Raw genomic sequence first — 23763 nt, forward strand, 5'->3', positions numbered from 1 at the left:
ATGAAGGAGAGTATCGCCATGATCCGCCCGGTTGTTGCCTGCCGTACCACGACGCTTCTCAAGCGCGGTCTGCCGCTGCTCGCCGGCCTCGTGCTGTCCTGCACCGCAGTGGGGGCAGGCGCGGCGCCATCGACGTTCGGGCCGGTGATCGGCAGCGCGCTCCTGTGCCGCAGCCAGCTCGATAACGCCTACTTCCACGCCTATCTCACCGAGTTTTTCGGCCCGGCCTACAAGCGCGAGGGCGGGGCCTACTGGTTTCGCACCGAGGCGTCGCTGTGGGGTTCAAATGTGGAACAAGTGATGGTCAGCGACGACACGAGCGCCGTGGTGTTCGTGGCCGCGATCCTCGAGGCCAAGCCCGACGAACTGGAAAAGTCGGTGCGCGCCGCCGCGGGTACGCCGTTTCGCGCGGCAGATGCCTCGCGTTACCCGTTGCGCAAGTCGATCCCCGGCAGCACGATCGCTTACGCGAACGACAAAAGCAAAATATACTGCGCCAAGTTCAAACCGCAGAGCAGCCCGCAGAGCATCCCGCAGAGCACCCGTTAGTCATTCATGTACAACCACTATTTCCAGCTCACGCACTCGCCATTTTCGATCGCCCCCGATCCGCGCTACCTGTTCATGAGCGAGCGGCACCGCGAAGCGCTGGCGCACCTGTTGTACGGGATCGGCAGCGGCGGCGGCTTCGTGCTGCTCACCGGCGAGATCGGCGCCGGCAAGACCACCGTCTGCCGCTGCTTCATCGAACAGGTGCCGGCGAACTGCCGCCTGGCGTACATCTTCAATCCGCGCCTGACGGCGCAGGAGTTGCTGCAGACCGTGTGCGACGAGCTGCATATCGAGGTGGCGCCGGCGGCCGCTGGCGCGGGCGTGAAAGGGTATGTGGATGCGATCAATCGCTACCTGCTGGCCTCGCACGCGCAGGGCCTGAACAACGTGCTGGTGATCGACGAGGCGCAGAACCTGTCGAGCGACGTCCTCGAGCAACTGCGCCTGCTGACCAATCTCGAGACCAGCGAGCGCAAGCTGCTGCAGATCATCCTGATCGGCCAGCCCGAACTGCGCACGATGCTCGCGCGTCCCGAACTCGAACAACTGGCCCAGCGCGTCATCGCGCGCTACCACCTGGGGCCACTGGGCGAAGCCGAGACGGGCGCGTATATCGCGCACCGGCTGGCCGTGGCCGGCGCGGTCGGCGTGCCATTCCCGCCCGCCCTGACGCCGCTGGTGCACCGCCTGGCGCATGGCGTGCCGCGCCGGATCAACCTGCTGTGCGACCGCGCGCTGCTGGGCGCTTACGTGGAAAACAGTCCGCAGGTCACGCGCGCCATCCTGCGCCGGGCGGCCGCCGAAGTCTTTGCCGACGATCCGGCCGCGCGCCGTGCGCCGCGGCGCTGGCCGCTGCTGGCCGGCGGCGCGCTGGCCTGCGTGGCGCTGGGCGCGGCGGCGTGGCAGATGCTGCCGCAGCATGCGACGCGGCCGGCAGCGGCCAGCGTTGCGGCGGTCAAGCCGGCGCCGGTCGTGGCGAGTGCACCGAGTACGCCCGAACCTGTCGCCATACCGGCCGCTGCACCCGGTGCGCCGTTGCCGACGCTCGAGAACGAAACCGCGGCGCTGGGGGCCCTGGCGGCGCTGTGGGGACCGTCATTTGCCAACCTGGCCGGCGCCGATCCAAAGGCGATTTGCGAGGCCGCGCTGCGCGCCAATCTGCGCTGCCATGCGGGGCGGGGCGGCGTGTATGAACTGCGCCTGCTCGACCGGCCGGCCGTGGTCACGTTGCACGACGGATCACGCACCGGCCATGCGGTGCTGGTCGGGATGGACGAGCGCAGCGTCACGCTGGCGCAGGGCGACCGGCGCGAGCGCGTCGACATTGCGGCCTTTGTCGCACGCTTCGGGGGCGAATTCACCACCTTCTGGCGCATGCCGGCGGCGTTTCGCAACGTCGTCGCCCAGGGCGACCGCGGGCCGGACGTGGACTGGATCGCCCAACGACTTGCAGGCCTGCACAGCGCCACGGCGCCGGCGCTCGATGCGCCGCTCGACGCGCGTACCAAGGAATGGCTGCGCGCCTTCCAGGCCGCGCAAGACCTGCAGGCCGATGGCGTGGTCGGGCCACGTACTTATATGCGTCTGAACCAGTTGTCGAACGTGGCCGAGCCCCGTTTGCTGGCCGCTGGCGGGACGGGAAGCTGATATGTCGTACATCCTCGAAGCACTCAAGAAGGCGCAAGCCGAACGCCAGCTGGGCAATGCCCCGACCATTCACGCACCGGCGCCGTCGTATGCCGCGCCGCGCGCAGGGCAGGGCGCGCAGCGGCGCTACCTGGCGCTTGGCGTGGGCGTCGTCGTGGTTGCCGCGGCAGTGGCGCTGCTGTGGCCGCGTCTGGCGGGCGAGGGGCCGGTGCGGCTGGCAGCCGTGACGCCGCCTGCAGCGGTGGCGGCGACTGCGCCGGCTATCGCCCCGGTAGCGATGCCTGCACCGCCCGCTGTTGTGACAGCCGCGCCCGCCCCGGTTATTCAGCCTGCACCTGCACCTGCACCCGCGCCGGTGGCCGAAGCCCGGCCGGTACTTGTGAAGCCCGCACCGGCGCCGGTCGTGTCGACCGCATCATCATCACCACAGCCGCCGCCGCAGCAGCGCGAAGCCGCACCTGTACCTGCCACCGCGGCCCCGCAACCAGTTGGCGACGACCAGCTACGCACCCTGCAGCAACTGCCGGACACCCTCCAGCGTGAAATCCCCAAGGTGGCCTTTGGCGGCTACATCTATTCGCCGACGCCCGGTGAGAGCCTGCTGCTGGTCGACAAGATGCTGCGCCGCGAAGGCGAAGAAGTCGCGCCGGGTCTCGTGCTCGAGCGGCTCACGCCGAAGGCCGCCGTGATGAATTATCGTGGGACACGCTACCGTGCCGCATACTGAGTTGCCGGATCAGCGCGCGTGCGGCCCTGTGCTGGCGGTGGTCGGCTGGTCGGGCAGCGGCAAGACGACGCTGCTCGAACATCTCGTCGCCGGCCTGTCCGGCGCCGGCCTGCGCGTCAATATCGTCAAGCACAGTCACCACGATATCGAGCTCGAGCCGCCGCGCAAGGACAGTGCGCGCCTGCGTTTGGCCGGGGCGGCCGAGGTCATGATCGCCTCGCCGTACCGGATCGCCATCATGCGTGAGCTGCGCGCCGCCCCCGAGCCGCCGCTGGCCGAGCTGCTGGCGCGCCTGTCGCCCGCCGACCTGACGCTGGTGGAAGGCTACAAGTGGGAGTCGCTGCCGAAGCTGGAAGTGCATCGCCCGGTGCTGGACAAGCCGGCCTTGTACGCCGACGATACGACGATCGTGGCAGTGGTCTCGGACGTGGCCCGTCCCGCGACGCTGCGCGCCGGCGTGGCCTGGCTCGACCTGAACGACATCGGCGCGGTGCTGGCCTGGGTGAGTAAATGGGCGGGCACCAACCCTCAAGTTCTGGTTGGCGGCGTCGTTAAAGACTGACGAGTCTTATTCTGGAGGAATATATGGACGTCACGAATATTGCCAAGCTGTCGACCAGCATGGCAGAAACGGGTATCCGTCAAGAAGTGGGCATGACGATGCTCAAGCGCGCGATGGACATCGAAGCCTCGTCTGCAGCCCAGATGATCGCCTCGCTCCCGCAGCCGCAGAACCTGCCGGCGCACCTGGGCAATTCGATCAACACCAAGGCGTAAACGACCCGGCGCGATGCCGGGTTGTCGTTATGGCGCAGTATATTGCTTAATGAAACGCGCGCAGGATGCGCGATTCGCCCGAGCGATCCGCGAACTGCTCGTTGGCAAGGCGAGTGGCGGCCATCATGCGTTCAAGCTGGGCATCCTCGAAACGCGACAGTTCTTCATTCGCCGCTTCCAGCGCCAGCGACAGCTTGGTCCGGGCATTCTGGTACAGCGCGCTCGAGTATTGATCCGTGTTCTTGAGCAGTTCTTCCGCGTTTTCGATCACGAGACGCAGGTCACCGATCAGTTGCTCTTGCGACTGTGCGCGGGTTTCAGGGGTTTCCATCGCTTTCACCTATAAGCCGTTGATTAACGTCTTAAAATATAAACAAGGAAGCCCTGTTCTGTTTGTTAGGCCGCAAACATAAGAAGCTGTCTTTCTGTCTATTTTTTATTGAACGGTGATTTCGACGTCGCCCAGCGTGACGACCTGGCCGGTGCGGATCTTGGCCGTCTTGCGCAATTCCTGCTTGCCGTCGACCTTGACCACGCCGCTGGCGACCAGGTTCTTGCCGGCGCCGCCGCTGTCGACCAGGCCGGCCAGCTTGAGCAGCTGGTTGACTTCGACAAATTCCGATGTCAACTCGAATTCGATTTTTTGCATGTTTTCCTCGGGTGTGAAAAGGGCGGCCTGATGGGCATGCGGCCGCCCGGGTGCTGGGTGTTTATTCGACCGGATCGGGCCGCGTCATGTCGATTGGCACAATCCACTGGTCAAACTGCTGATCGTCGACAAAACCGCTTTGCAGGGCAGCCTGGCGCAGGGTCAGGCCTTCCTTCGATGCGGTCTTGGCAATCTGCGCGGCGCGATCATACCCGATGTGCGGGGCCAGTGCCGTCACCAGCATCAGCGATTTTTCCATCAGCTCACCGATCCGGACCAGGTTCGGCTCGATGCCCTGGGCGCAGTGCGTGTCGAACGAGCGCATGCCGTCAGCCAGCAGGCGCGCACTTTGCAGGAAGTTATGCGCGATCATCGGCTTGAACACATTGAGCTCGAAGTTGCCCTGCGAGCCGCCGATTGTGATCGCGACATCGTTGCCGAACACCTGGCAGCAAAGCATCGTCAATGCTTCGCACTGGGTCGGATTGACCTTGCCTGGCATGATCGAGCTGCCCGGTTCATTCTCGGGGATGGTGATTTCACCCAGGCCCGAGCGCGGGCCGGACGCCATCCAGCGGATGTCGTTGGCGATTTTCATCAGTGCCGTGGCCAGCAGCTTGAAGGCGCCATGGGCCGAAACCATCGCGTCATGCCCGGCCAGCGCCATGAACTTGTTCGGCGCCGACTTGAACGACAGGCCGGTGCGCGAACCGAGTTCGGCTGCGATGCGCGGTGCGAAATCGGGATGGGCATTGAGGCCCGTGCCCACGGCGGTGCCGCCGGCCGCCAGTTGCAGCAGGCCCGACAAGGTGGACTTGAGCGCGCTTTCGGCAAATTCGAGCTGGGCCACGTAGCCGGAAAATTCCTGGCCGAGCGTCAGCGGCGTCGCATCCTGCAGGTGGGTGCGGCCGATCTTGACGATCGGCTCGAAATCGCGCGACTTGCGCAGCAGCGTGCCGCGCAATTGCGCCAGGGCAGGCAGGACTTCCTTGGCCAGTGCCCAGGCAGCAGCCACGTGCATCGCGGTGGGGAAGATGTCGTTGGACGACTGGCCCATGTTGACGTGGTCGTTCGGGTGCAGCAGGCGTGCTTCGCCGCGCTCGCCGCCGAGCAGCTCGGAGCCGCGGTTGGCCAGCACCTCGTTCATGTTCATATTGCTTTGCGTGCCAGAACCGGTCTGCCACACGGCCAGCGGGAATTCGCCGGGGTGGCGCCCATCGAGCACTTCGTCGGCCGCGCGGATGATGGCGTCTGCCTTGTCCGCCGGCAGCTTGCCCAGCGAGCGGTTGACGGCAGCTGCGGCGCGCTTGACCTGGGCGAGGGCGGCGACCAGTTCGGGGGCCATGCGTTCGGTCGAGATGTGGAAGTGGTGAAGCGAGCGCTGGGTTTGCGCACCCCATAAATTGTTTTGTGGCACTTCGATCGGACCAAAGCTGTCTTTCTCAATCCTGTTTTCCATGGACATGTCCTGATATGCAAGAGGCTGGGATTAAAGAGTTTATCCCAATGTCCGTTAATGACGCTTGGGCTTCACTTTTGTTAGTTGCTATGGCCAGCCGCCTCCCTGTATTCATCACGTGTGCTTTGCTCTCCTGCGGCGTCGGCGCAGCCGAGCTCGGCGAACCGCGCATCAGTTCGTACATCGGCCAGCCGCTGGTGCTGGAACTCGAGCTGACTGCGCTGGCGTCGCCCCCGACCCCGGTTCAGGCGCGCCTGGCGCACCCGGACGTGTACCGGGGCGCGAACATCGGCATGCCGGCCGTGCTGTCGACGCTGGCCATGCGTGTGAGCCAGCGCGATGGCCGTCAGTTCCTGCGCGTGACGTCCTCGGCGCCCGTCGAATCAAGCCGCCTGCATTTGTACCTTGACCTGGCCGATGGCGGGACGCGCGACGTGCGTCTGGTGACGCTTTTCATTGCGCCGAATCCGAATCCGCCCGCGCCGGCGGTTCCATTGCCGGTTCCGGCGCCGGCGCCGGTGCCCATGCCCATGCCCGCGAAGGCGCCGGTGCCGGTCGTGGCGGACCTTTCTGCTGCGCCCGTTGTGGCGGCCAAGCCAATGGTGGTCAAACCAAGGCTACCGAAGCCGCCAAAGCCACCACGCCCGGTCATGCCGACGGCGCCGCTCGTCGCCGAGAAGGTAGCGCCGGCGCCCGAAGCGGCTGCGGCCACGCAAGCACCGACGCCATTGTCCAAGCCGCTGCCTGTGCCAGTGCCTGTTGCTCTGCCTGCACCTGTCCCTGCATCTGCCGCGACCTGCGCGCCAGCGTCCTCGGTCGACAATGCAACCGTGTGCGCCGCGCTCGATGTCAAGAATGCCCAGTTGCGCGAGCAGATCGGCACGCTGGAAGACAAGGTGCGTGTGCTGCAGGTGGCGCTGGGCGCCAGCCCGTCCGCCGTTGTGCAGGACAAGGTCGCGCCGCGGGCCGCGCCACGGCCATCCCGCAAGCGGCCTGCGCCGGAACCGGAAGCTTCCACACCGTGGGGCTGGATCGCCGCGGCAGTGGTTGCTGTCCTGGCGCTGGTGGGGGGCGCGCTGTTCATCCTGCGCCGCCGCAAGCGGGCAGCGCCGATGATCCAGCCCATGCCGCGCGCTTCGCTGATGGCGCGTCTGCGGCAGCGTTTCGCGCGCAAAACGAAGGCGCTGGCGCCGGTCGAACCACAGCTGGACGAGTCGCACAATGAAATGTCTACACAACTTTGATTCTGCGCTATAATGGTCCGGTGATCGACAAGGTCACAGACAGCACAGGGTCTGGCGCAGTCACCAACGATAGGTGGCGCGGCAAGCAGACGACCGTTGAGGAAACGCCTGTGTCTGGAAGCAGTTCGCTTGCCTACAGTGGCAACGGACGCCGGCAGCAACCGGCACGAGGCGACGCCAGCAGATAGCTGGGGTTCGTCCTCTCACCGAATTCGCCACCCGGCTTCAAGCCCGGTGGCCTCCAAAGCGCCCACCGGGCGCTTTTTTATTGCCTGTGCCATAAAAAAAGCACCCGAAGGTGCCTTGATCGACGATTCGATGGCGGATCAGTGTGGATGCAGGACGTGATCGACTTGCGCATCCCATGGATCGGTAACGTCACGGATGGCGCGGTCATTGGCCATCAACTGTTTCAGCAGGTCGACCTTGCTGATGCGCTTTTCGCCCGTCAGTGCCGGCATGCCGGCTGTTGCCGGGGCTGCCTGAGCCCGGGCTTCCATATTCAATTGTGCAAACTCTTGCCACTCGCGGGCCTTGGCGGCGTGCGTCATCTGGCCCGTCAGGCCAGCCAGGTTTTCGTAAATCGCAAGGACATCGTCTGCGTTCATAGGGTTACCAAAGCATGGTTTCTCAGGCCGGATTACCGGTTGTCTGAATCATTTACGGCCTGGCTGATGGGAACTTTAGGGTAATCTGGAAAATATTTTCGATGCATTTTGCATGGGTGCGCATGCCGCAAGCAGCGCCCCCGCTGGCATACTATGCGCATGAACCATGACGACATCTCCCGCAGTACTCTCCAACACTACAACGAGCATGCCGAGGATTTCTTTGCCGGTACGATTGACCATGACGTAAGTCAAAACATTGATGCCTTGCTGGGTGCGATCACAACGCCAGCGCCGCATACGATCCTCGATCTGGGCTGTGGGCCCGGACGTGACCTCAAGACCTTCAGCGGCCTCGGCCATCGCGCCATTGGCGTGGATGGCAGCGAGCGGTTTGTCGGCATGGCCCGGCAATACAGTGGTTGCGAGGTATGGCACCAAGATTTTTTACACCTAAATTTACCGCCCGCACGGTTCGATGGCATTTTTGCCAATGCGGTACTGTTCCACGTTCCCAGCGCGGCATTGCCAGACACGCTCGATCAATTGTTCGGCACGCTCAAGCCGGGCGGGGTGCTGTTCACCTCGAACCCACGCGGCGAAAATCAGGAAGGCTGGAACGGTGACCGCTACGGCGCCTATCACGACTACGACAGCTGGGAGCGCTTCATGCTCGCAGCAGGCTTCGTGGCGCTGCATCACTATTACCGGCCACCCGGTTTACCGCGCGAACAACAACCGTGGCTGGCAAGTGTCTGGCGCAAATCCATGTGTTAAGCGCCGTACAGAACTGACCGGAAGTTACTCCTAGTGTGAAGCCTCATCCACGTCACGGGCAAGGAGATTGCAATGAACAAGGATCAAGTCAAGGGCAAGACCAAGGAAGTCGCCGGCAAGGTGCAGGAGAAAGTCGGCGAAGCCGTCGGCAGTCGCCAGCAGCAGAGTGAAGGCATGTCAAACCAGGCTGAAGGCAAAGCACAAAAGAAAGTTGGCGACGTCAAGGAAATCGCAAAAGGCAATCGCTGATGCACTTCCGCTGATGTATCGCTGCTGATTCTTACGGCAGCATCAACAACAAAGCCGCGCAGTGCGCGGCTTTGCTTTTATCAGGACGCTTTGGCGGGTCTGTCCCTGGATCTGTCGCCCAGTATGTCTTCGATATACAGCATCTTCACCAGCACGGACAGCACGGCCGCCAGTGGCGTAGCCAGCGCAACACCGGCGAAGCCGAACAGCGTGCCGAAGATCAGCTGCATCACGATTACGAGTGCCGGCGGCAACTCGATGGCTTTCGCCTCGATCATCGGCTGCAACACATAACCTTCGAGCATATTGATCGCCGCAAACAGCAGCAGCGCGTACAGGGCCAGGTCAGGGCTGATCGACAGCGCCAGCAACACGGCCGGAATGCCCGCCATGATCGGACCCAGGTAGGGGATGAAGTCGAGCAGGCCCGCAATCACGCCCAGGATCAGCGCCAGCGGCACGCCGAGCAGGCTCAGGCCAATGGCCGTGGTGACGCCGACGATCAGCATCGACACCGCCTTGCCCAATAGCCAGCTCGACAGGTTGTCGCCCATTTCTTGCAGTACTTCACGTGCGCGGCCCCGCTTCTGTTGCGGCACGAGGCGAATGAAGCCACCCGTATACACGCCGGGGGAAGCGGCAAAATAAATACCCACGAAAATGATGATGATAATATTGCCCAGCGCGCCGATGACGCCACTGAAGAAGAGGCCAGCATTCGGCACGAGCGAACCCATCTGCTTGACAATGTCTTCCGGTGGCGGCAGCTCGGCCACGAGGCGCTTGAGCAGAGGATGTTGTGCGACTTCCGCTTGCAGGCGCTCGACGGCTGCGGGGATTTCCTTGGCCAGTTGACCCGACTGCTCCGAAATCTGCGGCGCCATGGCCCACCCGCCGAGACCGAAGACGGCAGTGAGCAGCAGCACGACGATGACCAGGGCGATATTGCGCTTGATGCCGGTGCGTTGATGCAGCAGCGCGCTCAGTTTGTAGAGCAGGATCGAAAACAGGATGCAGGCAAAGATCAGCAACAGGGCGTCGGCAGCAAGCACGACTGCTGCCAGGCCCAGGATGAAGAGGACGCCGATACCGTTGACAAGCGTGACGCGGCGCGCGAGTTTGCGCTGGGTGAGGGGAGTGTCGGGTGTCGTGGTGCCGGAGGAAGGCGGCGTATGGGGATTCATGGTGGTGTCTTGATCGTACGTTGAAAGGTATTGTTGAAACAGATGTTGTTACAGCTGGTGTTGTTAAAACAATAGCATTCTCAATGGCAAGATGGCGCGCAATTCGACATGCGCGTTGTGTGCGTGCGCTAACAGAAGAGCCGGAAACATTCCGTTAATCTGTACTCATCGCATCGCCAACCGGCCATGCCAATCACAGGAGATCACCATGAACAAAGACCAAGTCGAAGGCAAACTGAAAGAAGTTGGCGGCAAAATCCAAGAAGGCGCCGGCAAACTGGTGGACAGCAAGGAACAGCAGGCCAAAGGTCTGGCAAACCAGGCTGAAGGCAAGGTCCAGCACGCAGCTGGTGACGTGCGCGAAGCCGTCGAAGACGCAGCTGACGACGCAAATCGTCCACGTCCACGTCCATAATACGGACTCCCTCACCAGCCGCGCATAGCGGCAGGTGGATGGGAAAAGAAAAAGCCGCATCGTTTCCGATGCGGCTTTTTTACGTCTGGCATGACAGCCTTACTTTGCCGGCGTCTCGCCCAAGTGGCGCTTGAAGTACGATTCGATCAAACCATACACATGGCGTTGGTTGGTGCGCCCCGAGATGCCATGCTTGGCGCCCGGATACGTCATCAGGTCGAACTGCACGTTGCGCTTGACCAGCTCATCGATCAAGAGCGTGGTGTTCGAGAACAGCACGTTGTCATCGGCCATGCCATGCACCAGCAACAGCGGCGACTTCATGCCATCCAGGTGCGCAAACACGCCGCTGCGCTTGTACGCTTCCGGATCGCTTTTCGGCGTCGCGCCGACGAACTGTTCGGTGTAGTGGGTGTCGTACAGCGACCAGTCGGTCACTGGCGCCACCGACACGCCCATCGCGATCTTGTCCGATGCGGCTGACAGCAGGCGCAGCGTCATGAAGCCGCCGTAGCTCCAGCCGAACACGCCGATGCGCTTTGGATCGACAAAGCTCTGCTTGGCCAGCCAGTCGATGCCAGTCACCTGGTCTTCGACTTCGTGCTTGCCCAGATTGTTGTACAGCACGTCGGTGAAAGCGCGCTCGCGGCGGCCCGAGCCACGGTTATCGAGGCGGAACACGACAAAACCCTGCTGCGCCATGTATTGGTCAAAGTAATTGCCCCAGGCGCGGGTCACGCGTTGCGAATGCGGGCCGCCGTAGGTGAACAGGAACACCGGATACCGCTTGGTCGCGTCGAAATTGGCCGGTTTGATGATCGAATAGTGCAGCGTCTGGCCATCGTTGGCCTTCATCGTGCCGTATTCGGTCGCCAGGTGGTCGGCCATATGACGCGTGTACGGGTGGTTGGCATTGAGCTCGTTCTTTTCAATCCACTCGACCATCGCGCCATCGGCGCGGCGGATCGACACTTGCGGCGGGGTACGAGGATTCGAATAGGTGTCGACGAACAGTTTGCCATTGCCGGCAAACGCGGCGTCGTGCCAGCCGTCGCCCTGCGTGATGCGGGCCGGCTTGTCGGCGCTGCTGCCGTCCAGGGCCAGCGCATAGGTCTGCTTGTCGATCGCGGCGTCGCGGTTCGACGACACGTACACCTTGCCGGCGCCTTCATCGACGGCCAGCACATCGTCCACGCCCCATGCACCGCGCGAGATCGGGTGCAGCAGCTTGCCGTCCAGGTCGTACAGATACAGGTGGTTGTAGCCACTGCGCTCCGAGGCCCAGATGAACGCCTTGCGGTTTTTCAGGAAGCGCAGGTCGTTGTGGATGCTGACCCAGGTCTTGGAGTTTTCCGAGAACAATGGCCGCTGCGCCAGCGAGCCGACATCGACCGCCACCAGGTCGAGGCGCTTCTGGTCGCGCGTCTGGCGCTGGTACACGAGCGTCTTCGCGTCGGCGCTGAAATCGGCGCGCACCAGATAAATATCCTTGTCCGCGCCCAGGTCGACCTTGCGCTGCACGCCGGTGGCGGGGTCGACCAGCATCAGGTCGATCAGCACGTTCGGATCGCCCGCGGCCGGGTAGTGCTGGTCGATCACCTCGGTGCGATCGGCGAAGATCTCGAAGCGGCGCACGACCGGCACCGGCGCTTCATCGTAGCGGCGGTAGGCAATGGCCGAATCATCCGGCGCCCAGTAATAGCCGGTGGTCTGGCTCATTTCTTCCTGCGCGATGAATTCGGCTGCGCCATTGTGCACGGTGCCCTTGCCATCGGTGGTCAACTGGCGCTCGGCGCCGCTCTTCAGGTCGATCACGACCAGGTTCTGGTCGCGCACGAATGAGACGTAGCGGCCGCGCGGCGAGATTTTCGGATCGGTCACGCTGCCCGAGGCAACCTTGCGTGCGTTCTCTGGCTTGGCGGCATCGACGAGGTACAGGTCGCCACCGATCGGCACCAGCAATTGCTTGCCATCCGGCGACCAGAAATAATTCAGGATGCCCGACAGGCCGGCAGTGCGGGCGCGTTCGCGGCGTGCTTTTTCTTCGATCGACAGGGCCTCGTTCGGCACCAGTTGCTTGGAATCCACCAGGCGCTGCGTGGCCTTGCTCTTGGTGTTGTATTCCCACAGGTCGAGACGGTACTGGTCGTCGGCGCGCGGGCGCAGGAAGGTCACGCGTTCACCGTCGGGCGACACGCGCAGATTGCGCACACTGGCGCCGGCCAGCGAAGCGTCGCCATAAATACGGTCGAGGGTCAGACGTTCAGCCATGGCAGGAACGGCCGTGAGAGCGGCCAGAAGGACGAGGAGAGGGCGCATAGTTTCTCTGATGGATGTTTAATTAACAGCAACCGCGAGACGATACCAGAGTCAGACTGCCAGCGCTGTAATGACATGTCATAAAAACTAGGACACCAACGCTTTCACCACACCCTCGCGAATACGCTGGCGCGCCAGCTTCTCGAATTGCCAGGTCAGCAGCACTGCCGCGACCGTCAATGCGAACACGAGGCCGATCCAGAAGCCGGTGGCTTCCATCGGCGCCGCGGGCGTCCACGGGAACCACTGCGGCGCCAGCCCCAGCACGCAACCGAGTGGCAGCGACAAGCCCCAGAACGAGACCAGCTGGATCACCATCGGCGGGCGCGTGACCTGATAGCCGCGAATCGCCGAGGCGGTGGCAACCTGGGTGGCATCTGACAACTGGAACAGCGCCGCGAACAGCAGCAAGTGAGCGGTCACCTGCTGCACGGCCGGATCGGATGTGTAGGCCGCCGCGATTTCCCAGCGGAAGATGGCGATGAACAATGCCGCCAGTGCGCCGAACGTCAGCGACACGCCCACGCCGACCCAGCCGACGAAGCGGGCCCGGACCGGGTCGCCTTCGCCCATCGCCTGGCCAACGCGGGTGAGCATGCCGATGGCGAAACTGAGCGGCAGCATGAACACGAGCGACGCAAAATTGAGCGCAATCTGGTGCGCCGAGACTTGCACGACGCCATAGCGCGCCACCAGCAGGCTGATCAGACCAAAGGCGCTGACCTCGGCAAAATACGTCACGCCGATCGGCAGGCCCAGGCGCAGCATGCTGCCGATCGCTGCGGTGTCCGGGCCCTCGAAGCGGTCGAACGGATAGGTCATGCGGTAGGCGGGCGAGCGCCGCACCCACCACAGCATCACGCCCAGCATCAGCCACATGCCGCTGGCCGTGGCAATCGCGCAGCCAACCGCGCCCAGGCGCGGAAAGCCCAGTTCGCCAAACACGAGCAACCAGCTCACCAGCGTGTTGTACAGCAGACCGAAAATGGCGATCCACATGATCGGCTTGGTCTGGTTGATGCTGGTCGTGTAGCCGTACAGCGCGCGGTAGACGCCAAACGCCGGCAAGCCGACGCTGATCACGTGCACGACCAGCGACGCCCGCGCGGCGACGTGCGCATCGAGCCCGACATGGTCGAACAGCAGCGTGCACAGGTTGGCAAACAGCATTGCGACGGTGCCGACCAACAGGCCTTTCCACATTGCCTGGCGCACCGAGTGGGGTACCTGATCGTGCCGCGCGGCGCCCATTTCGTGCGCGACAACGGTATTGATCGCCATCATCGTGCCCATCACAGTCACCAGCACGATCGACCACACGGCCGTACCGAGCGACACCGCCGCCAGTTCTTCGGCGCTGACGTGCCCGGTCATGGCGACATCGACCACGCCCATCCCGACGGTGGCCAGCTGGCCGACCAGCACGGGCCACGACAGGCGCCACAGGGTGAGAATTTCGGTACGGATCGGTGTGGCGGAGGTGGTCATGATGCGGGCTCGACTAAGGGAACCCGGGATTTTACTGACTTATTGTCAAGGTCGGTGGAAGCCGCACTGTCCACGCGCTGCAACGTGTCGTTTATCCGCGCGCATCCATTGCGCTTTCACAACGGCCATGCGCGCGATCTGACCGACCGTAGCGTGTCAGCCTGAGGGAGAATCCAATGAAAGCGCTGTTGCCCTACTACGAGCGCGAGCTGGTCTACCTGAACACGGTCGGCCGCGAGCTCGCCCACCAGTATCCGAAGCTGGCTGCCGAGCTGGGCCTGGGGCCGGAAGGCAGCGAGGATCCGCACATCCGGCGCCTGATCCAGGCATGCGCGCTGCTCAATGCGCGCACCGCGAAAAAGCTCGATGACGATTACCCGGAATTCACCGAGGCGCTGCTGGCCAGCCTGTATCCGCATTTCCTGCACGGCATCCCGAGCTGCTCGATCGTGCGCGTCGACGACAGCGACCGCCACGCCAGCTCGGCCACGCTCGGCCATGTGCACGTGGTGCCGCGCGGCACCGAGATGACGTCGCTGGCCGCAGGCGGCGCGCCATGCCGCTTCCGCACGACGGCCGACCTGATGCTGGCGCCCGTGACGGTGACGCGCGCCTGGTTCTCGCCGGTGGCGCAGGTGCCGCCGCCGCTCCGGCTGCCGGCCCGCGCCAGCGCGCGCATCAGCATCAGTATCGACAGCGCCATGCCGTGCCGGCTCTTGCCCAGACTAGGCCTGGCGCGCCTGCGGCTGTACGTCGACGGCGATGCGCTGTTGACAGCCGCGCTGATTGACAGCCTGTGCCTGCACACGCTCGAAACGTGGGTCGAGACAGAAGGGCAGGACCGCTGGCGCCGCCTGGACCGCCCGGCCTTGTCGCTCGGCGGCCTGGAGCCTGATGAAGCCCTGGTACCCGAACCGGCGCATGCCCATCCCGCCTACCGCTTGCTGACCGAATACTTTGCCTTCCCCGACAAGTTCCACTTCCTGGACGTCGACCTGGCGGCACTGGCGCCGATGTTTCCCGCCGGCGCGCGCCGCTTCACGCTGCACGTGTTGCTGACCGGCCTGCACGCAGACGCCGGCCCGGCGCGCATCCTGCGCGCGCTGTCGCACCAGCACTTGCTCGCGGGCTGCACAGCGGTGGTCAATTTGTTCCGGCAAGCGGCGGCGCCGGTGCGCATCACGCACCGTTCGGCCATGTACGACGTGGTGCCGAGCCGGCATGAAGACCACGTCGAGGTCTATAGCATCGACGCAGTACAGCTGCTGACGACGCGTGGTGGCAAAACGACGGGCGTGACCTATCGCCCCTGTTTTGGCCTGCGCCATGGCGAAGGTGGCGAAGGCCAGCGCTACTGGTTCAACCGCCGCATTGATGGAGGCGACCGCCGGCACCGCATGCAGATCGCCTTCAGCGACGACGACACGGCGCTGGCCGGGGTCGGCCCAGCGATCGCATCGCTCGACCTGACCTGCAGCAACGGCCCGGCGGCCTGCGCGGTAGGCGTTGGCGCACCGGGCGGCGACCTGGCCAGCGAAACGGCGACGGGCGGCGTGCCCATCCGCCTGTTGCGCAAGCCATCCGCGCCGCTGCACTTCGGCAGCCGCAATGGCACCGGCTGGCGCCTCGTGGCCCAGCTGGCGCTGAATCACCGTTCACTGGCCGAGCTCGACACCTTCCGCGACACGCTGGCGCTGTACGACCTGGCGCGCTCGGGCAGTTCGCAGCGGCAGATCGCCGGCCTCACCGCGCTGACCACGCTGCCGGCCACGGCGTGGCTGCGCAACCGGCACGGCGCCACGCTCGTACACGGCACCGAGGTGCGGCTGACGCTGGACGAAGAAGCGTTTGCCGGTAGCAGTGTGTTCGTCTTTGCACAGGTGGTCAGCCGCTTTCTGGGGCTGTATGTTCACCTGAACAGTTTCACGCGACTGGTGTTGATCTCTGGCCAGAGCAGCAAGGAACTGCTGCGCTGCGAGCCACGCAGTGGCAGTCTGATGCTGGTGTAGTGGGTGATTGCCGACCTGCTGGCGCATCCGCAGCGCTACGAATTTTTCCAGGCGGTGCGCCTGCTGCTGCGCTGGCTCGGCCGGCAGGGGATCAGCCCGGAGCAGGCGCTCGGCGGCGCCATCCGCTTTCGCAACAGCGTCGGGTTGGGCTTTCCACCGAGCGAGATCGAGGCCATCGAGCCCGGCACCGGGCACATGCCGGCAATCACGATCACACCCGCGATGATGGGCTTACTTGGCACGATGGGCGCCTTGCCGCTGCACTACACCGAACGGTTTGCCGCCTGGGCGCTGCGCAACCGCGACGACGGGCCGCGCGCCTTTCTCGATCTGTTTTCCAGCCGCCAGGTGGCGCTGTTCTACCGCGCCTGGTGCAAGTACCGCGTGCGGCAACCTCTGGCGGCGGGCGTCGACCGTTTTCAGCCGCTGCTGCTGGCGCTGGCTGGCGGGGCGTCGGTGCAGCAAGACATGGCTGGCGCCGACGCCATGGCCCGGTTTGCCGCGCCGCTGCGCAGCAGGGTGGTCAGCGCCGATCTGATCGCCGGCGTACTCGGCGCCTGCTTTGGCGTGGAAGTACAGGTCGAGCAGTTTACCGGCCGCTGGGATGTGCTCGAACCGGGGCAGCGCACGCTGCTGGCCCATGGCAATTGCGTGCTGGGAGCCGGCGCCACGGCAGGGGCGCGGCTGCTGCGGCCCGAACTCGGCATGCGTATCCGCCTGGGTCCGGTGAATGCCGCTACGTTTGCCCGGTTCATGCCGGGGCAGGAGGGCAGCCGGGCATTGTCTTTTTTGCTGGCGCGCTTCGCGATTGACGTACCGTTTCGCGAACTGCAGGTGGTGCTGCGGCGCGAGGCGATTCACGGTGTCCATCTGGGTGGTCTCACGCGGCTGGGGCTGGATGATTTTCTGTGCACGCGCAGTGCTTCATCGGACCGTGACGACATGTGCTACCTGCTCGGCTGACTTATTCGATTCCTGAAGGCATACGCGCGCCACACAAGCTGTGCACGGCCTACAATCGATGTCAACGAATTAACACACCATCGACCAGGAGGTACCATGCAACAACCAGACAACATGCAGCCGGCGGATCATCTTGAGCCAGCGGCAACCCAATCTGTCGACGCACGGCGTGTCGCTGTACTGATGACCGACGGGGTCGAGCAAGTCGAATACACCAAGCCGCGCGCGTTCCTCGAAGCGCAGGGCGTGACGGTCGTGCTGGTCTCGCCAAAGAAAATGGGCGAGCAGATCCAGGGCTTCAATCACCTGGAACCGGGTGACAAGTACGCGGTCGAACTGAACGTGAAAGACGCCAACCCGGACGACTTCGATCTGCTGCTGCTCCCGGGCGGCGTGGCCAATCCCGATAATCTGCGGTCGAGCCCGGAATCAATCGCCTTCATCAAGGCATTTGGTGATGGCGACAAGCCGATTGCCGCGATCTGCCACGGCCCATGGCCGCTGATCGACGCCGGCATCGCCGAGTCGAAGCACATGACCAGCTGGCCGACGCTGCAGATCGACCTGGTCAATGCCGGCGCCGAATGGACCGATGACGAAGTGGTCGTGGACGGCAAGCTGATCACGAGCCGCAAGCCGGACGATATTCCGGCATTCAACGAAGCCATCATGAAGCAATTGATGGTGCAACAAGAGGCCGGTACCGATCCGGGGCCGACCTCGTGATGTACTAGTCGTCAGCGGCCGGGCCGCGTCACTGCAAGTGTTCCCACAGCGTGACGCATCCGACCGCGATCAATACCAGCCCGCCGAAGATCTCGGCGCGCTTGCCCGCCAGGGCGCCGATACGGCGACCGACCAGCATGCCCAGCGTCACCATCGTCAGCGTCGCCAGGCCGATGGCCAGCGCAGGCCAGACAATATGGGTGGCCGTAAAGGCCAGACTCACGCCGACGACCATGGCGTCGATGCTGGTGGCGAAACCCGTCAATGCCAGCAGCCATAGCGGCCGGTTCGAGTCTTCGGCGTCTTCCGGCGGGGATAAGCCTTCGTGGATCATGCGCACGCCCAGTCCGCACAGAAGGACGAAGGCGACCCAGTGATCCCAGCTCTCGACGTAGGAAGCGGCAATGCTGCCCAGCGCCCAGCCGACCAGCGGCGTCACACCCTCGATCACACCGAACAGCAGGCCCACCTTCAACGCATCCTTGAACCGTACATGATGGCGGCGTGCGCCCATGGCAATGGCGACGGCAAAAGCGTCGGTGGACATGGCGAAGGCGAGGATGAGGATGGCAACGAGAGACATGACAGCTTTCCGATCGGGCACGACAAAAGGCATGTCGCGTGGCCCGAACGTCACGCAAACATGCCAATGGTCTTGCCAACCAGAAGGCTTGCGCACCATGACGTTGAGCGTCAAGTATGTTGATGCGACAAACTTCCGAAAGAGGAAGCAGGCTACTCCCCAAGGGCGGCGCTATGGTAACTCAGCGGTAGGGAATCGGCAAGGCGCGTTATGTGTGCGTGATGAGACCGTTAAGGATGCGTTAGGGCCACGTTGGCAGCATCAAGCGAGCACGGTGCGCCGTCCAGGTGCCCAAGTCAGGGTGCGGCCGATCGGCAATTCGACGCCGTGATGGAACAGGGCGCCGGCAATCATGCTGGCAATCCAGGCAAGAATGACGCCGCCAGTCTGCACGAACACGTCCTGTGGCGCGAAACGGGTGAACGCCGCATTGATGACCAGGCACACAGGAAAATGCACCAGGAACACGGAGAACGAGATGTTTCCGGCAACGCGAATGACACGCCATTGTCCGCGGGCAGTCACTGCAGTCCGCACACGGCCGAACACGACTAGCAAACAGGCAACGATCAGTGCGAGCGCAATACGGCTGCGAAAGTCGACCGTCAGCGCAAGCAGCGCCGGCGCAGTCATCATCAGCAGTACGACAGCAGTCGAGCGCGGCCGACGGGCGGGATCGCTCGCCCACCACGCTAGCGCGCCCAGGCCATAACTGCCGAGAAAGTAGGGTGCCCAGACGTCCCAGTCGGCATCGAGGTTGAAGTACAGCAGCGAGGCGCCGGCGACAATGGCCGTCAGCGCCGGGATCAGGTACGCCGCCATGGGCTGTGCCGATGCGCGGCTGCAAGCCCACAGCAGGACGCTGAACATGGCATATAGCTGCAGGTCGATGGCAACGTACCAGGCGCCGGCCGAGAGCGCGTCATAGCCAAGCACGTCGTGCAGCAGGAAAGCATGGGCGAGCAGCTGCCCGCCGCTGGGCGGTGCAGAGATGGCGTCATGGGTCATCCAGAGGCCTGCGAGCCATGAGGCGGCCACGGCCAGCAGGATCGCGACGAAGAATGGCGGGGCCAGCTTGGTGTAGCGGCGCAGGATGGTTTTTAACGGATTCGCCGGGCCGGACAATGCCTGGGGTGACAATGACTTTGCGGCAAGGAAGCCGCCGATGACCAGGAAGACCTGGACCGCGATGCGGGTGTCCTGGGCGAGCCAATCGATCAGGTCGGGGAGTGCCTCGCGGGTGTAGTCGGCCATGGGGCCGTAGAAGGCCAGGTGGTGGAGGACGATCAGCTGGGCGGAGATGGCTTTCAGCAGGTTGATTGTGGCGAATTCAGTTGGGGCGTGTGGCGCGGTTATCGGGGTGGACTTCATGTGCATTCTGGGTGGTGGTGCTTGGCGCATCTGCATTGCTGGTAATTCCGACGCGCCTGTGGGGGCGCTATCATAGCTGAACTTGCTAGAAAAACATGGGTAGTGGCTCCCGTGTGTGGGTGGTGCCTGGTTGTTTTTGGTTTGCTTTGAGTGGCATTGCGCTCCGGTCGAAGTCGCGTGCGTTCTAGCAGAGGCGGGAGGGCAAGAAATCGCGGAGCGATTTCCCTCTGGTCAGGCGAATCGGAGAGCCTTGCGCTTGCAAGCGCAAGGCGGATTTCCGGCGGGGAGCGGTGCTCCCCGAATTCCCGGAAATCCCCCGCGTCCCGCGGGTTCGATTCCCGCCGCCTGAAGCGCAGGCGAAAAAAAACCGTCCACAGGACGGTTTTTTTGGAATACTGGTGGAGGCGGCGGGAATCGAACCCGCGTCCGCAAGCACTCTACAGACAGTTCTACATACTTAGCACTATCATTTAATTTAGCCCGTACAGCGCGGATGTGCACGCTTTGGACAGGCGAGTTACCTTAAATTTCGGAAACAACCAAGTAACCCGGCTGAGTCCTAGCCTCTGTAAATGACTCTACTAGTCTTGCGACTCACCCCAGAGGCGAGGTGTTGTAGAGCTAGCAGCAATTAAGCTGCTTGTGCGTACGAGTTATCGTTTGCAGTTATTGATTTCTGGATGTATTTACGAGGTAACCAGTCCTCGGTATGCCCTGCGCTGCTTTGCAACCCACGTCGAAACCAGGTCGCCCCCAGTGTCGAGAAGTTTTATTGTACTCCATGCGTGGGTGATGTACACCCGTTTTCATGAGAAACGCCTTAAAGTCGCTGTTGGTGAAAAACCCACAATGCATGCTCGAATTGCAATATGCTCGTCGGATTCATCGTGTGACGACAGGGCTCGTAATGACATGCATTGTTTGTGGCGGTTCGCAGATCGCGGGACTGACTGGCTGGCACGCAACATGCCGCGGTTGTCGTTATGAAAGCGCCGCGTTGACGCCGGCGATCAATGCGCCAAGCACCGTGCCCATGGATGAAGCACAACGCGAGGCAGCCCTGAAGGCATTGCGCGTCCAGAATTTCAACACGATCGTCGGCTATGCCAAACAGCATGTTTCGGCCAGCAAACCGCGGCTGCTCGACGTAGGCAGCGCACATGGCTGGTTTCTGGAAGCGGCACGTGGGCAATTCGATGTGCTGGGTGTCGAGCCCGATGCTGAGGTAGGCGGGCGTGCGGCCGCGCGTGGTTTGCCGGTGCGCTCGGGGTATTTTCCCGATGTCGTAGGCCGCGACGAGCGCTTCGATGCGATCGTTTTTAACGATGTGATCGAGCATATTCCCGATATTCATAGCGCACTGGCAGCTTGCCATGCGCATCTGAATGACGGCGGCATTCTGATCCTGAACCTGCCCAGTAGCCGCGGCTTTTTCTATCGCGTGTCCAAGGTGTTGGCCCGGATCGGCTGGCGCGGACCGTTCGAGCGCATGTGGCAAAAGGATATGCCGTCGCCGCACGTCCATTATTTTGACCCGCGCAATCTGCGCGAACTGGTGCTCAAACAAGGGTTCACGATGGCAAAAACGGCCGAGCTGCCCGCACTGCGCGCGGAAGGCCTCATGGAACGGCTGCGCTACGTGGGCAAGGCCGCGCCGGTGTCGCTGTATCTGCAATACATCGTCATTCGCTGCGCCATCCCCGTCTTGAGCATTTTCCCGAGCGACATCATCGTCAGCATCTTCACGAAAAAAGCCGCAAGCTGATCAGCTTGCGGCCAAGGGGAGGTGTAAGGTTGTCGCGTGCTTAGCGATTGCGGTTGGCAATTTCATTGCCGAGCATGCCGCCGCCGATCACGCCGGCCACGGTGGCCAGTTTCTTGCCATTGCCGCCGCCGATCTGATTGCCGATCAGGCCGCCGATGACGGCGCCGGTACCGATGCCGACATAGTTCGGTTGTGCTGGCGCTGGTTCTGCGTAACGCGGCTGTTCATAGCGCACTGGCTTCGGCGCTGCGTGCACCACGCGGGTTTTCTCGACCACGCGCACCACCGGCTTTTCCTTGATGATCACCGTCGGCTGCTGCTGTTGCTGGGCCACTGGCTGGGCATACGCCAGCTGATTGGCGGGCACCATCGCCGGCACCATCGCCGGGACCAGTTGCTGCTGGTTAGCGGCGACCGGCACCAGCTGGCCATTCTGGACCATATAACCGTTAGGCACCTGCAGGCCAGGTTGCTGCATGCCTGGTTGCTGCAGATTGTATGGCGAAGTGGCGGCCAGTGGCATTGGCTCGGGCGCGCTCTTGGACGATGGCAGCAGACCAGTGATCGCTGCGGCACCGGTCAGGCTGACGATGATGACCGATGCTGCTGCGGCTGCCATCATTGGGTGAATGCGGTTGGTGGTGTTTTCCATGATCTGCTCCAGTAAGCTATTGCTTGTTTGTATGGATGTAGATTACTGGCGAGCTCGCTTCCAAGCTAGACGCATCCCTGTATCAATCGTAAAGAGATGTAAGCCCATATCCGTGGATGGCACATACAAAAATGGCGCCCGGAAGAGGGCGCCATCGTAAGGAGTCAGTGCAAACCCGATCAGGCCGCCCGATCCGCGCGCGACGTGCTGTCCGCAGCATCGCGTAATGCAGCCAGCAATTGCTCCGGCGTGTCGAAGAGGTAATCAGCGCCCCAGGTCGACGGTGCAATCGCGCCGCAATAACCCCAGGCGCAGGCCACGGTGATCATGCCGGCTGCCTTCCCGGCCTCGATATCGCGCAGGTCGTCACCGACATACCAGCACTGTTCTGGTGCGACGCCCAGGCGGCGGGCGCCTTCGAGCACGGGCGCAGGGTGCGGTTTGGCGAACGCCGTGGTGTCACCGGAAACGATGCAGCCGGCGTGCGCCAGCGCGATCTGCGGCACCAGCGGGTCGGTGAAGCGCGAGGGTTTGTTGGTGACGATGCCCCACGCCATGCCGGCTTGTTCGATGCCGGTGAGCAGTTCGTTGATGCCGTCAAACAGCGTCGTATGGGCAGACATCGCGGTCTGGTAGCGGTCGAACCAGGCCAGGCGCAGTTCTTCGTAGCCATCGTCGCCCGGTGCCAGGCCAAAGGCTGCGCCGATCATGCCGCGCGCACCGGCCGAGGCCGTAGGACGCAGCACCTCGTACGGTGTCTCGGCCAGACCGCGCTCGGTGCGCAGCCAGTTGACGGCCGCAGCCAGGTCGGGCGCGGTGTCGGCCAGCGTGCCATCGAGGTCGAACAGGACGGCGCGCGGCGCCGGAATCGAAGCAGGGAAGGTCATCGGATCACAGGGGTTTGGTGCACGCCACCATGTAGTTCACACTGGTGTCGCTGTTGAGCGAATAGATCTTGGTCAGCGGGTTGTAGGTCAGGCCTTTCAGGCCATCGACCTGCAGGCCGGCCTGGCGCACGAACTGCGACAGCTCGGCCGGCGTGATGAACTTGCCGTAGTCGTGCGTGCCGCGCGGCAGCATGCGCAGGATGTACTCGGCGCCGATCACGGCGAACAGGTACGACTTCGGATTGCGGTTGAGCGTCGAGAAGAACAGGTGGCCGCCCGGTTTGACCATGGCTGCCGCGGCGCGCACGATCGAGGCGGGGTCGGGCACGTGTTCCAGCATTTCCATGCAGGTGACCACGTCGAACTGGCCCGGCTCTGCCAGGGCCATGTCTTCGGCGGCGATGTGCTTGTAACGCACCTCGACCCCGGATTCCAGACTGTGCAGGTCAGCGACCTTCAGCGCTTTTTCAGACAGATCGATGCCCGTCACTTTGGCGCCTTTTTTCGCCATCGCTTCGGACAGCACGCCGCCGCCGCAGCCGATGTCGATCACGTTCTTGCCGGCCAGCGGCACGCGCGCGTTGATCCATTCAAGGCGCAGGGGATTGATCTCGTGCAGCGGCCGGAATTCCGAGGTTGGATCCCACCAGCGGTGGGCCAGTTCGCTGAACTTCTGAATTTCTGATGGGTCTGAATTTGTCGTCGTCATAGC

25 protein-coding genes and 1 other RNA gene are annotated in these 23763 nt (G+C 63.3%); 13 read left to right on the plus strand and 13 right to left on the minus strand.

Features of this window, described 5'->3' with window-relative positions:
* Positions 1 to 18: 18 nt before the first annotated feature.
* The 5 genes from IFU00_15570 to IFU00_15590 are packed head-to-tail and all read left to right on the plus strand — an operon-like array spanning position 19 to position 3703.
* Entirely contained in the window at positions 19 to 549 is a 531-nt protein-coding gene (locus tag IFU00_15570) for a hypothetical protein (protein MBD8543703.1), read from the plus strand.
* A 6-nt stretch (positions 550 to 555) separates the two neighbouring features.
* Entirely contained in the window at positions 556 to 2199 is a 1644-nt protein-coding gene (locus tag IFU00_15575; GenBank protein MBD8543704.1) for an AAA family ATPase, read from the plus strand.
* A 1-nt stretch (position 2200) separates the two neighbouring features.
* Entirely contained in the window at positions 2201 to 2926 is a 726-nt protein-coding gene (locus IFU00_15580) for a general secretion pathway protein GspB (GenBank protein ID MBD8543705.1), read from the plus strand.
* A 28-nt stretch (positions 2927 to 2954) separates the two neighbouring features.
* Positions 2955 to 3488 carry a molybdopterin-guanine dinucleotide biosynthesis protein B gene (mobB, locus tag IFU00_15585; GenBank protein MBD8543706.1) on the plus strand — a complete coding sequence of 178 codons (534 nt, stop codon included), beginning with the start codon at positions 2955 to 2957 and terminating at the stop codon, positions 3486 to 3488.
* A gap of 23 nt (positions 3489 to 3511) precedes the next feature.
* Positions 3512 to 3703, plus strand: coding sequence for a YjfB family protein (locus IFU00_15590; GenBank protein MBD8543707.1), 192 nt, complete (start codon positions 3512 to 3514; stop codon positions 3701 to 3703).
* Between the two features lie 46 nt (positions 3704 to 3749).
* Here the strand turns inward: IFU00_15590 and IFU00_15595 are convergent, their stop codons facing one another.
* The 3 genes from IFU00_15595 to fumC all read right to left on the minus strand — a co-directional run bounded on the left by IFU00_15595 (position 3750) and on the right by fumC (position 5811).
* Complete coding sequence (locus tag IFU00_15595) at positions 3750 to 4034, minus strand: hypothetical protein (GenBank protein MBD8543708.1); 285 nt, start codon at positions 4032 to 4034, stop codon at positions 3750 to 3752.
* 105 nt (positions 4035 to 4139) lie between these two features.
* Entirely contained in the window at positions 4140 to 4352 is a 213-nt protein-coding gene (locus IFU00_15600; protein ID MBD8543709.1) for an RNA-binding S4 domain-containing protein, read from the minus strand.
* Positions 4353 to 4413: 61 nt separating this feature from the next.
* Complete coding sequence (gene fumC, locus IFU00_15605; protein MBD8543710.1) at positions 4414 to 5811, minus strand: class II fumarate hydratase; 1398 nt, start codon at positions 5809 to 5811, stop codon at positions 4414 to 4416.
* A 125-nt stretch (positions 5812 to 5936) separates the two neighbouring features.
* Between fumC and IFU00_15610 the strand changes: the two genes are divergently transcribed.
* Positions 5937 to 7055: a hypothetical protein gene (locus tag IFU00_15610; GenBank protein ID MBD8543711.1), complete on the plus strand. Its 1119-nt coding sequence runs from the start codon at positions 5937 to 5939 to the stop codon at positions 7053 to 7055.
* 326 nt (positions 7056 to 7381) lie between these two features.
* Here the strand turns inward: IFU00_15610 and IFU00_15615 are convergent, their stop codons facing one another.
* The gene (locus IFU00_15615; protein ID MBD8543712.1) at positions 7382 to 7663 is read right to left on the minus strand and encodes a flagellar protein FliT; all 282 of its coding nucleotides are present in this window, start codon (positions 7661 to 7663) and stop codon (positions 7382 to 7384) included.
* 153 nt (positions 7664 to 7816) lie between these two features.
* On the opposite strand from IFU00_15615, the gene IFU00_15620 reads away from it, so the two are divergent.
* Together IFU00_15620 and IFU00_15625 are read left to right on the plus strand one after the other, a co-directional pair.
* Complete coding sequence (locus IFU00_15620; GenBank protein ID MBD8543713.1) at positions 7817 to 8440, plus strand: methyltransferase domain-containing protein; 624 nt, start codon at positions 7817 to 7819, stop codon at positions 8438 to 8440.
* A gap of 72 nt (positions 8441 to 8512) precedes the next feature.
* Positions 8513 to 8689 (plus strand): CsbD family protein, encoded by a 177-nt coding sequence (locus IFU00_15625; GenBank protein ID MBD8543714.1) that lies wholly within the window; start codon positions 8513 to 8515, stop codon positions 8687 to 8689.
* 80 nt (positions 8690 to 8769) lie between these two features.
* On the opposite strand, the gene IFU00_15630 is transcribed toward IFU00_15625, so the two are convergent.
* A complete protein-coding gene (locus tag IFU00_15630) occupies positions 8770 to 9873 on the minus strand; it encodes an AI-2E family transporter (GenBank protein ID MBD8543715.1) in 1104 nt (367 codons plus the stop codon).
* A 208-nt stretch (positions 9874 to 10081) separates the two neighbouring features.
* On the opposite strand from IFU00_15630, the gene IFU00_15635 reads away from it, so the two are divergent.
* Positions 10082 to 10288, plus strand: a complete 207-nt coding sequence (locus IFU00_15635; GenBank protein MBD8543716.1) for a CsbD family protein — start codon at positions 10082 to 10084, stop codon at positions 10286 to 10288.
* 99 nt (positions 10289 to 10387) lie between these two features.
* On the opposite strand, the gene IFU00_15640 is transcribed toward IFU00_15635, so the two are convergent.
* Together IFU00_15640 and IFU00_15645 are read right to left on the minus strand one after the other, a co-directional pair.
* Positions 10388 to 12607 (minus strand): S9 family peptidase, encoded by a 2220-nt coding sequence (locus IFU00_15640; GenBank protein ID MBD8543717.1) that lies wholly within the window; start codon positions 12605 to 12607, stop codon positions 10388 to 10390.
* 87 nt (positions 12608 to 12694) lie between these two features.
* Positions 12695 to 14095: an MATE family efflux transporter gene (locus IFU00_15645; protein MBD8543718.1), complete on the minus strand. Its 1401-nt coding sequence runs from the start codon at positions 14093 to 14095 to the stop codon at positions 12695 to 12697.
* Between the two features lie 176 nt (positions 14096 to 14271).
* On the opposite strand from IFU00_15645, the gene tssF reads away from it, so the two are divergent.
* From tssF to IFU00_15660, 3 genes are all read left to right on the plus strand, one after another.
* Positions 14272 to 16104 (plus strand): type VI secretion system baseplate subunit TssF, encoded by a 1833-nt coding sequence (gene tssF, locus IFU00_15650; GenBank protein MBD8543719.1) that lies wholly within the window; start codon positions 14272 to 14274, stop codon positions 16102 to 16104.
* Positions 16105 to 16107: 3 nt separating this feature from the next.
* Positions 16108 to 17067 (plus strand): type VI secretion system baseplate subunit TssG, encoded by a 960-nt coding sequence (gene tssG, locus IFU00_15655; GenBank protein ID MBD8543720.1) that lies wholly within the window; start codon positions 16108 to 16110, stop codon positions 17065 to 17067.
* Positions 17068 to 17163: 96 nt separating this feature from the next.
* Positions 17164 to 17793 (plus strand): type 1 glutamine amidotransferase, encoded by a 630-nt coding sequence (locus IFU00_15660; protein MBD8543721.1) that lies wholly within the window; start codon positions 17164 to 17166, stop codon positions 17791 to 17793.
* Between the two features lie 28 nt (positions 17794 to 17821).
* Here the strand turns inward: IFU00_15660 and IFU00_15665 are convergent, their stop codons facing one another.
* From IFU00_15665 to ssrA, 3 genes are all read right to left on the minus strand, one after another.
* Positions 17822 to 18376, minus strand: a complete 555-nt coding sequence (locus tag IFU00_15665; GenBank protein ID MBD8543722.1) for a manganese efflux pump MntP family protein — start codon at positions 18374 to 18376, stop codon at positions 17822 to 17824.
* A 261-nt stretch (positions 18377 to 18637) separates the two neighbouring features.
* Entirely contained in the window at positions 18638 to 19747 is a 1110-nt protein-coding gene (locus IFU00_15670; GenBank protein ID MBD8543723.1) for an acyltransferase, read from the minus strand.
* A gap of 396 nt (positions 19748 to 20143) precedes the next feature.
* Positions 20144 to 20502: a transfer-messenger RNA gene (ssrA, locus tag IFU00_15675) on the minus strand.
* A gap of 152 nt (positions 20503 to 20654) precedes the next feature.
* On the opposite strand from ssrA, the gene IFU00_15680 reads away from it, so the two are divergent.
* Entirely contained in the window at positions 20655 to 21512 is an 858-nt protein-coding gene (locus IFU00_15680; GenBank protein MBD8543724.1) for a class I SAM-dependent methyltransferase, read from the plus strand.
* Between the two features lie 40 nt (positions 21513 to 21552).
* Here IFU00_15680 and IFU00_15685 read toward each other — a convergent pair whose 3' ends face one another.
* From IFU00_15685 to ubiG, 3 genes are all read right to left on the minus strand, one after another.
* A complete protein-coding gene (locus IFU00_15685; GenBank protein MBD8543725.1) occupies positions 21553 to 22164 on the minus strand; it encodes a glycine zipper 2TM domain-containing protein in 612 nt (203 codons plus the stop codon).
* A 179-nt stretch (positions 22165 to 22343) separates the two neighbouring features.
* The gene (locus tag IFU00_15690; GenBank protein MBD8543726.1) at positions 22344 to 23051 is read right to left on the minus strand and encodes an HAD-IA family hydrolase; all 708 of its coding nucleotides are present in this window, start codon (positions 23049 to 23051) and stop codon (positions 22344 to 22346) included.
* A 4-nt stretch (positions 23052 to 23055) separates the two neighbouring features.
* Complete coding sequence (gene ubiG, locus IFU00_15695; GenBank protein ID MBD8543727.1) at positions 23056 to 23760, minus strand: bifunctional 2-polyprenyl-6-hydroxyphenol methylase/3-demethylubiquinol 3-O-methyltransferase UbiG; 705 nt, start codon at positions 23758 to 23760, stop codon at positions 23056 to 23058.
* Between the last annotated feature and the right edge of the window lie 3 nt (positions 23761 to 23763).

Source organism: Oxalobacteraceae sp. CFBP 8761 (assembly GCA_014841595.1).
Classification (GTDB): Bacteria; Pseudomonadota; Gammaproteobacteria; order Burkholderiales; family Burkholderiaceae_D; genus Telluria.

Coding starts and splice junctions, on each gene's coding strand:
- IFU00_15570 (MBD8543703.1), top strand. CDS start 19: ATGATCCGCCCGGTTGTTGCCTGCCGTACCACGACGCTTCTCAAGCGC.
- IFU00_15575 (MBD8543704.1), top strand. CDS start 556: ATGTACAACCACTATTTCCAGCTCACGCACTCGCCATTTTCGATCGCC.
- IFU00_15580 (MBD8543705.1), top strand. CDS start 2,201: ATGTCGTACATCCTCGAAGCACTCAAGAAGGCGCAAGCCGAACGCCAG.
- IFU00_15590 (MBD8543707.1), top strand. CDS start 3,512: ATGGACGTCACGAATATTGCCAAGCTGTCGACCAGCATGGCAGAAACG.
- IFU00_15595 (MBD8543708.1), bottom strand. CDS start 4,034: ATGGAAACCCCTGAAACCCGCGCACAGTCGCAAGAGCAACTGATCGGT.
- IFU00_15600 (MBD8543709.1), bottom strand. CDS start 4,352: ATGCAAAAAATCGAATTCGAGTTGACATCGGAATTTGTCGAAGTCAAC.
- fumC (MBD8543710.1), bottom strand. CDS start 5,811: ATGGAAAACAGGATTGAGAAAGACAGCTTTGGTCCGATCGAAGTGCCA.
- IFU00_15615 (MBD8543712.1), bottom strand. CDS start 7,663: ATGAACGCAGACGATGTCCTTGCGATTTACGAAAACCTGGCTGGCCTG.
- IFU00_15620 (MBD8543713.1), top strand. CDS start 7,817: ATGCGCATGAACCATGACGACATCTCCCGCAGTACTCTCCAACACTAC.
- IFU00_15625 (MBD8543714.1), top strand. CDS start 8,513: ATGAACAAGGATCAAGTCAAGGGCAAGACCAAGGAAGTCGCCGGCAAG.
- IFU00_15630 (MBD8543715.1), bottom strand. CDS start 9,873: ATGAATCCCCATACGCCGCCTTCCTCCGGCACCACGACACCCGACACT.
- IFU00_15635 (MBD8543716.1), top strand. CDS start 10,082: ATGAACAAAGACCAAGTCGAAGGCAAACTGAAAGAAGTTGGCGGCAAA.
- IFU00_15640 (MBD8543717.1), bottom strand. CDS start 12,607: ATGCGCCCTCTCCTCGTCCTTCTGGCCGCTCTCACGGCCGTTCCTGCC.
- IFU00_15645 (MBD8543718.1), bottom strand. CDS start 14,095: ATGACCACCTCCGCCACACCGATCCGTACCGAAATTCTCACCCTGTGG.
- tssF (MBD8543719.1), top strand. CDS start 14,272: ATGAAAGCGCTGTTGCCCTACTACGAGCGCGAGCTGGTCTACCTGAAC.
- IFU00_15660 (MBD8543721.1), top strand. CDS start 17,164: ATGCAACAACCAGACAACATGCAGCCGGCGGATCATCTTGAGCCAGCG.
- IFU00_15665 (MBD8543722.1), bottom strand. CDS start 18,376: ATGTCTCTCGTTGCCATCCTCATCCTCGCCTTCGCCATGTCCACCGAC.
- IFU00_15670 (MBD8543723.1), bottom strand. CDS start 19,747: ATGAAGTCCACCCCGATAACCGCGCCACACGCCCCAACTGAATTCGCC.
- IFU00_15680 (MBD8543724.1), top strand. CDS start 20,655: ATGACATGCATTGTTTGTGGCGGTTCGCAGATCGCGGGACTGACTGGC.
- IFU00_15685 (MBD8543725.1), bottom strand. CDS start 22,164: ATGGAAAACACCACCAACCGCATTCACCCAATGATGGCAGCCGCAGCA.
- IFU00_15690 (MBD8543726.1), bottom strand. CDS start 23,051: ATGACCTTCCCTGCTTCGATTCCGGCGCCGCGCGCCGTCCTGTTCGAC.
- ubiG (MBD8543727.1), bottom strand. CDS start 23,760: ATGACGACGACAAATTCAGACCCATCAGAAATTCAGAAGTTCAGCGAA.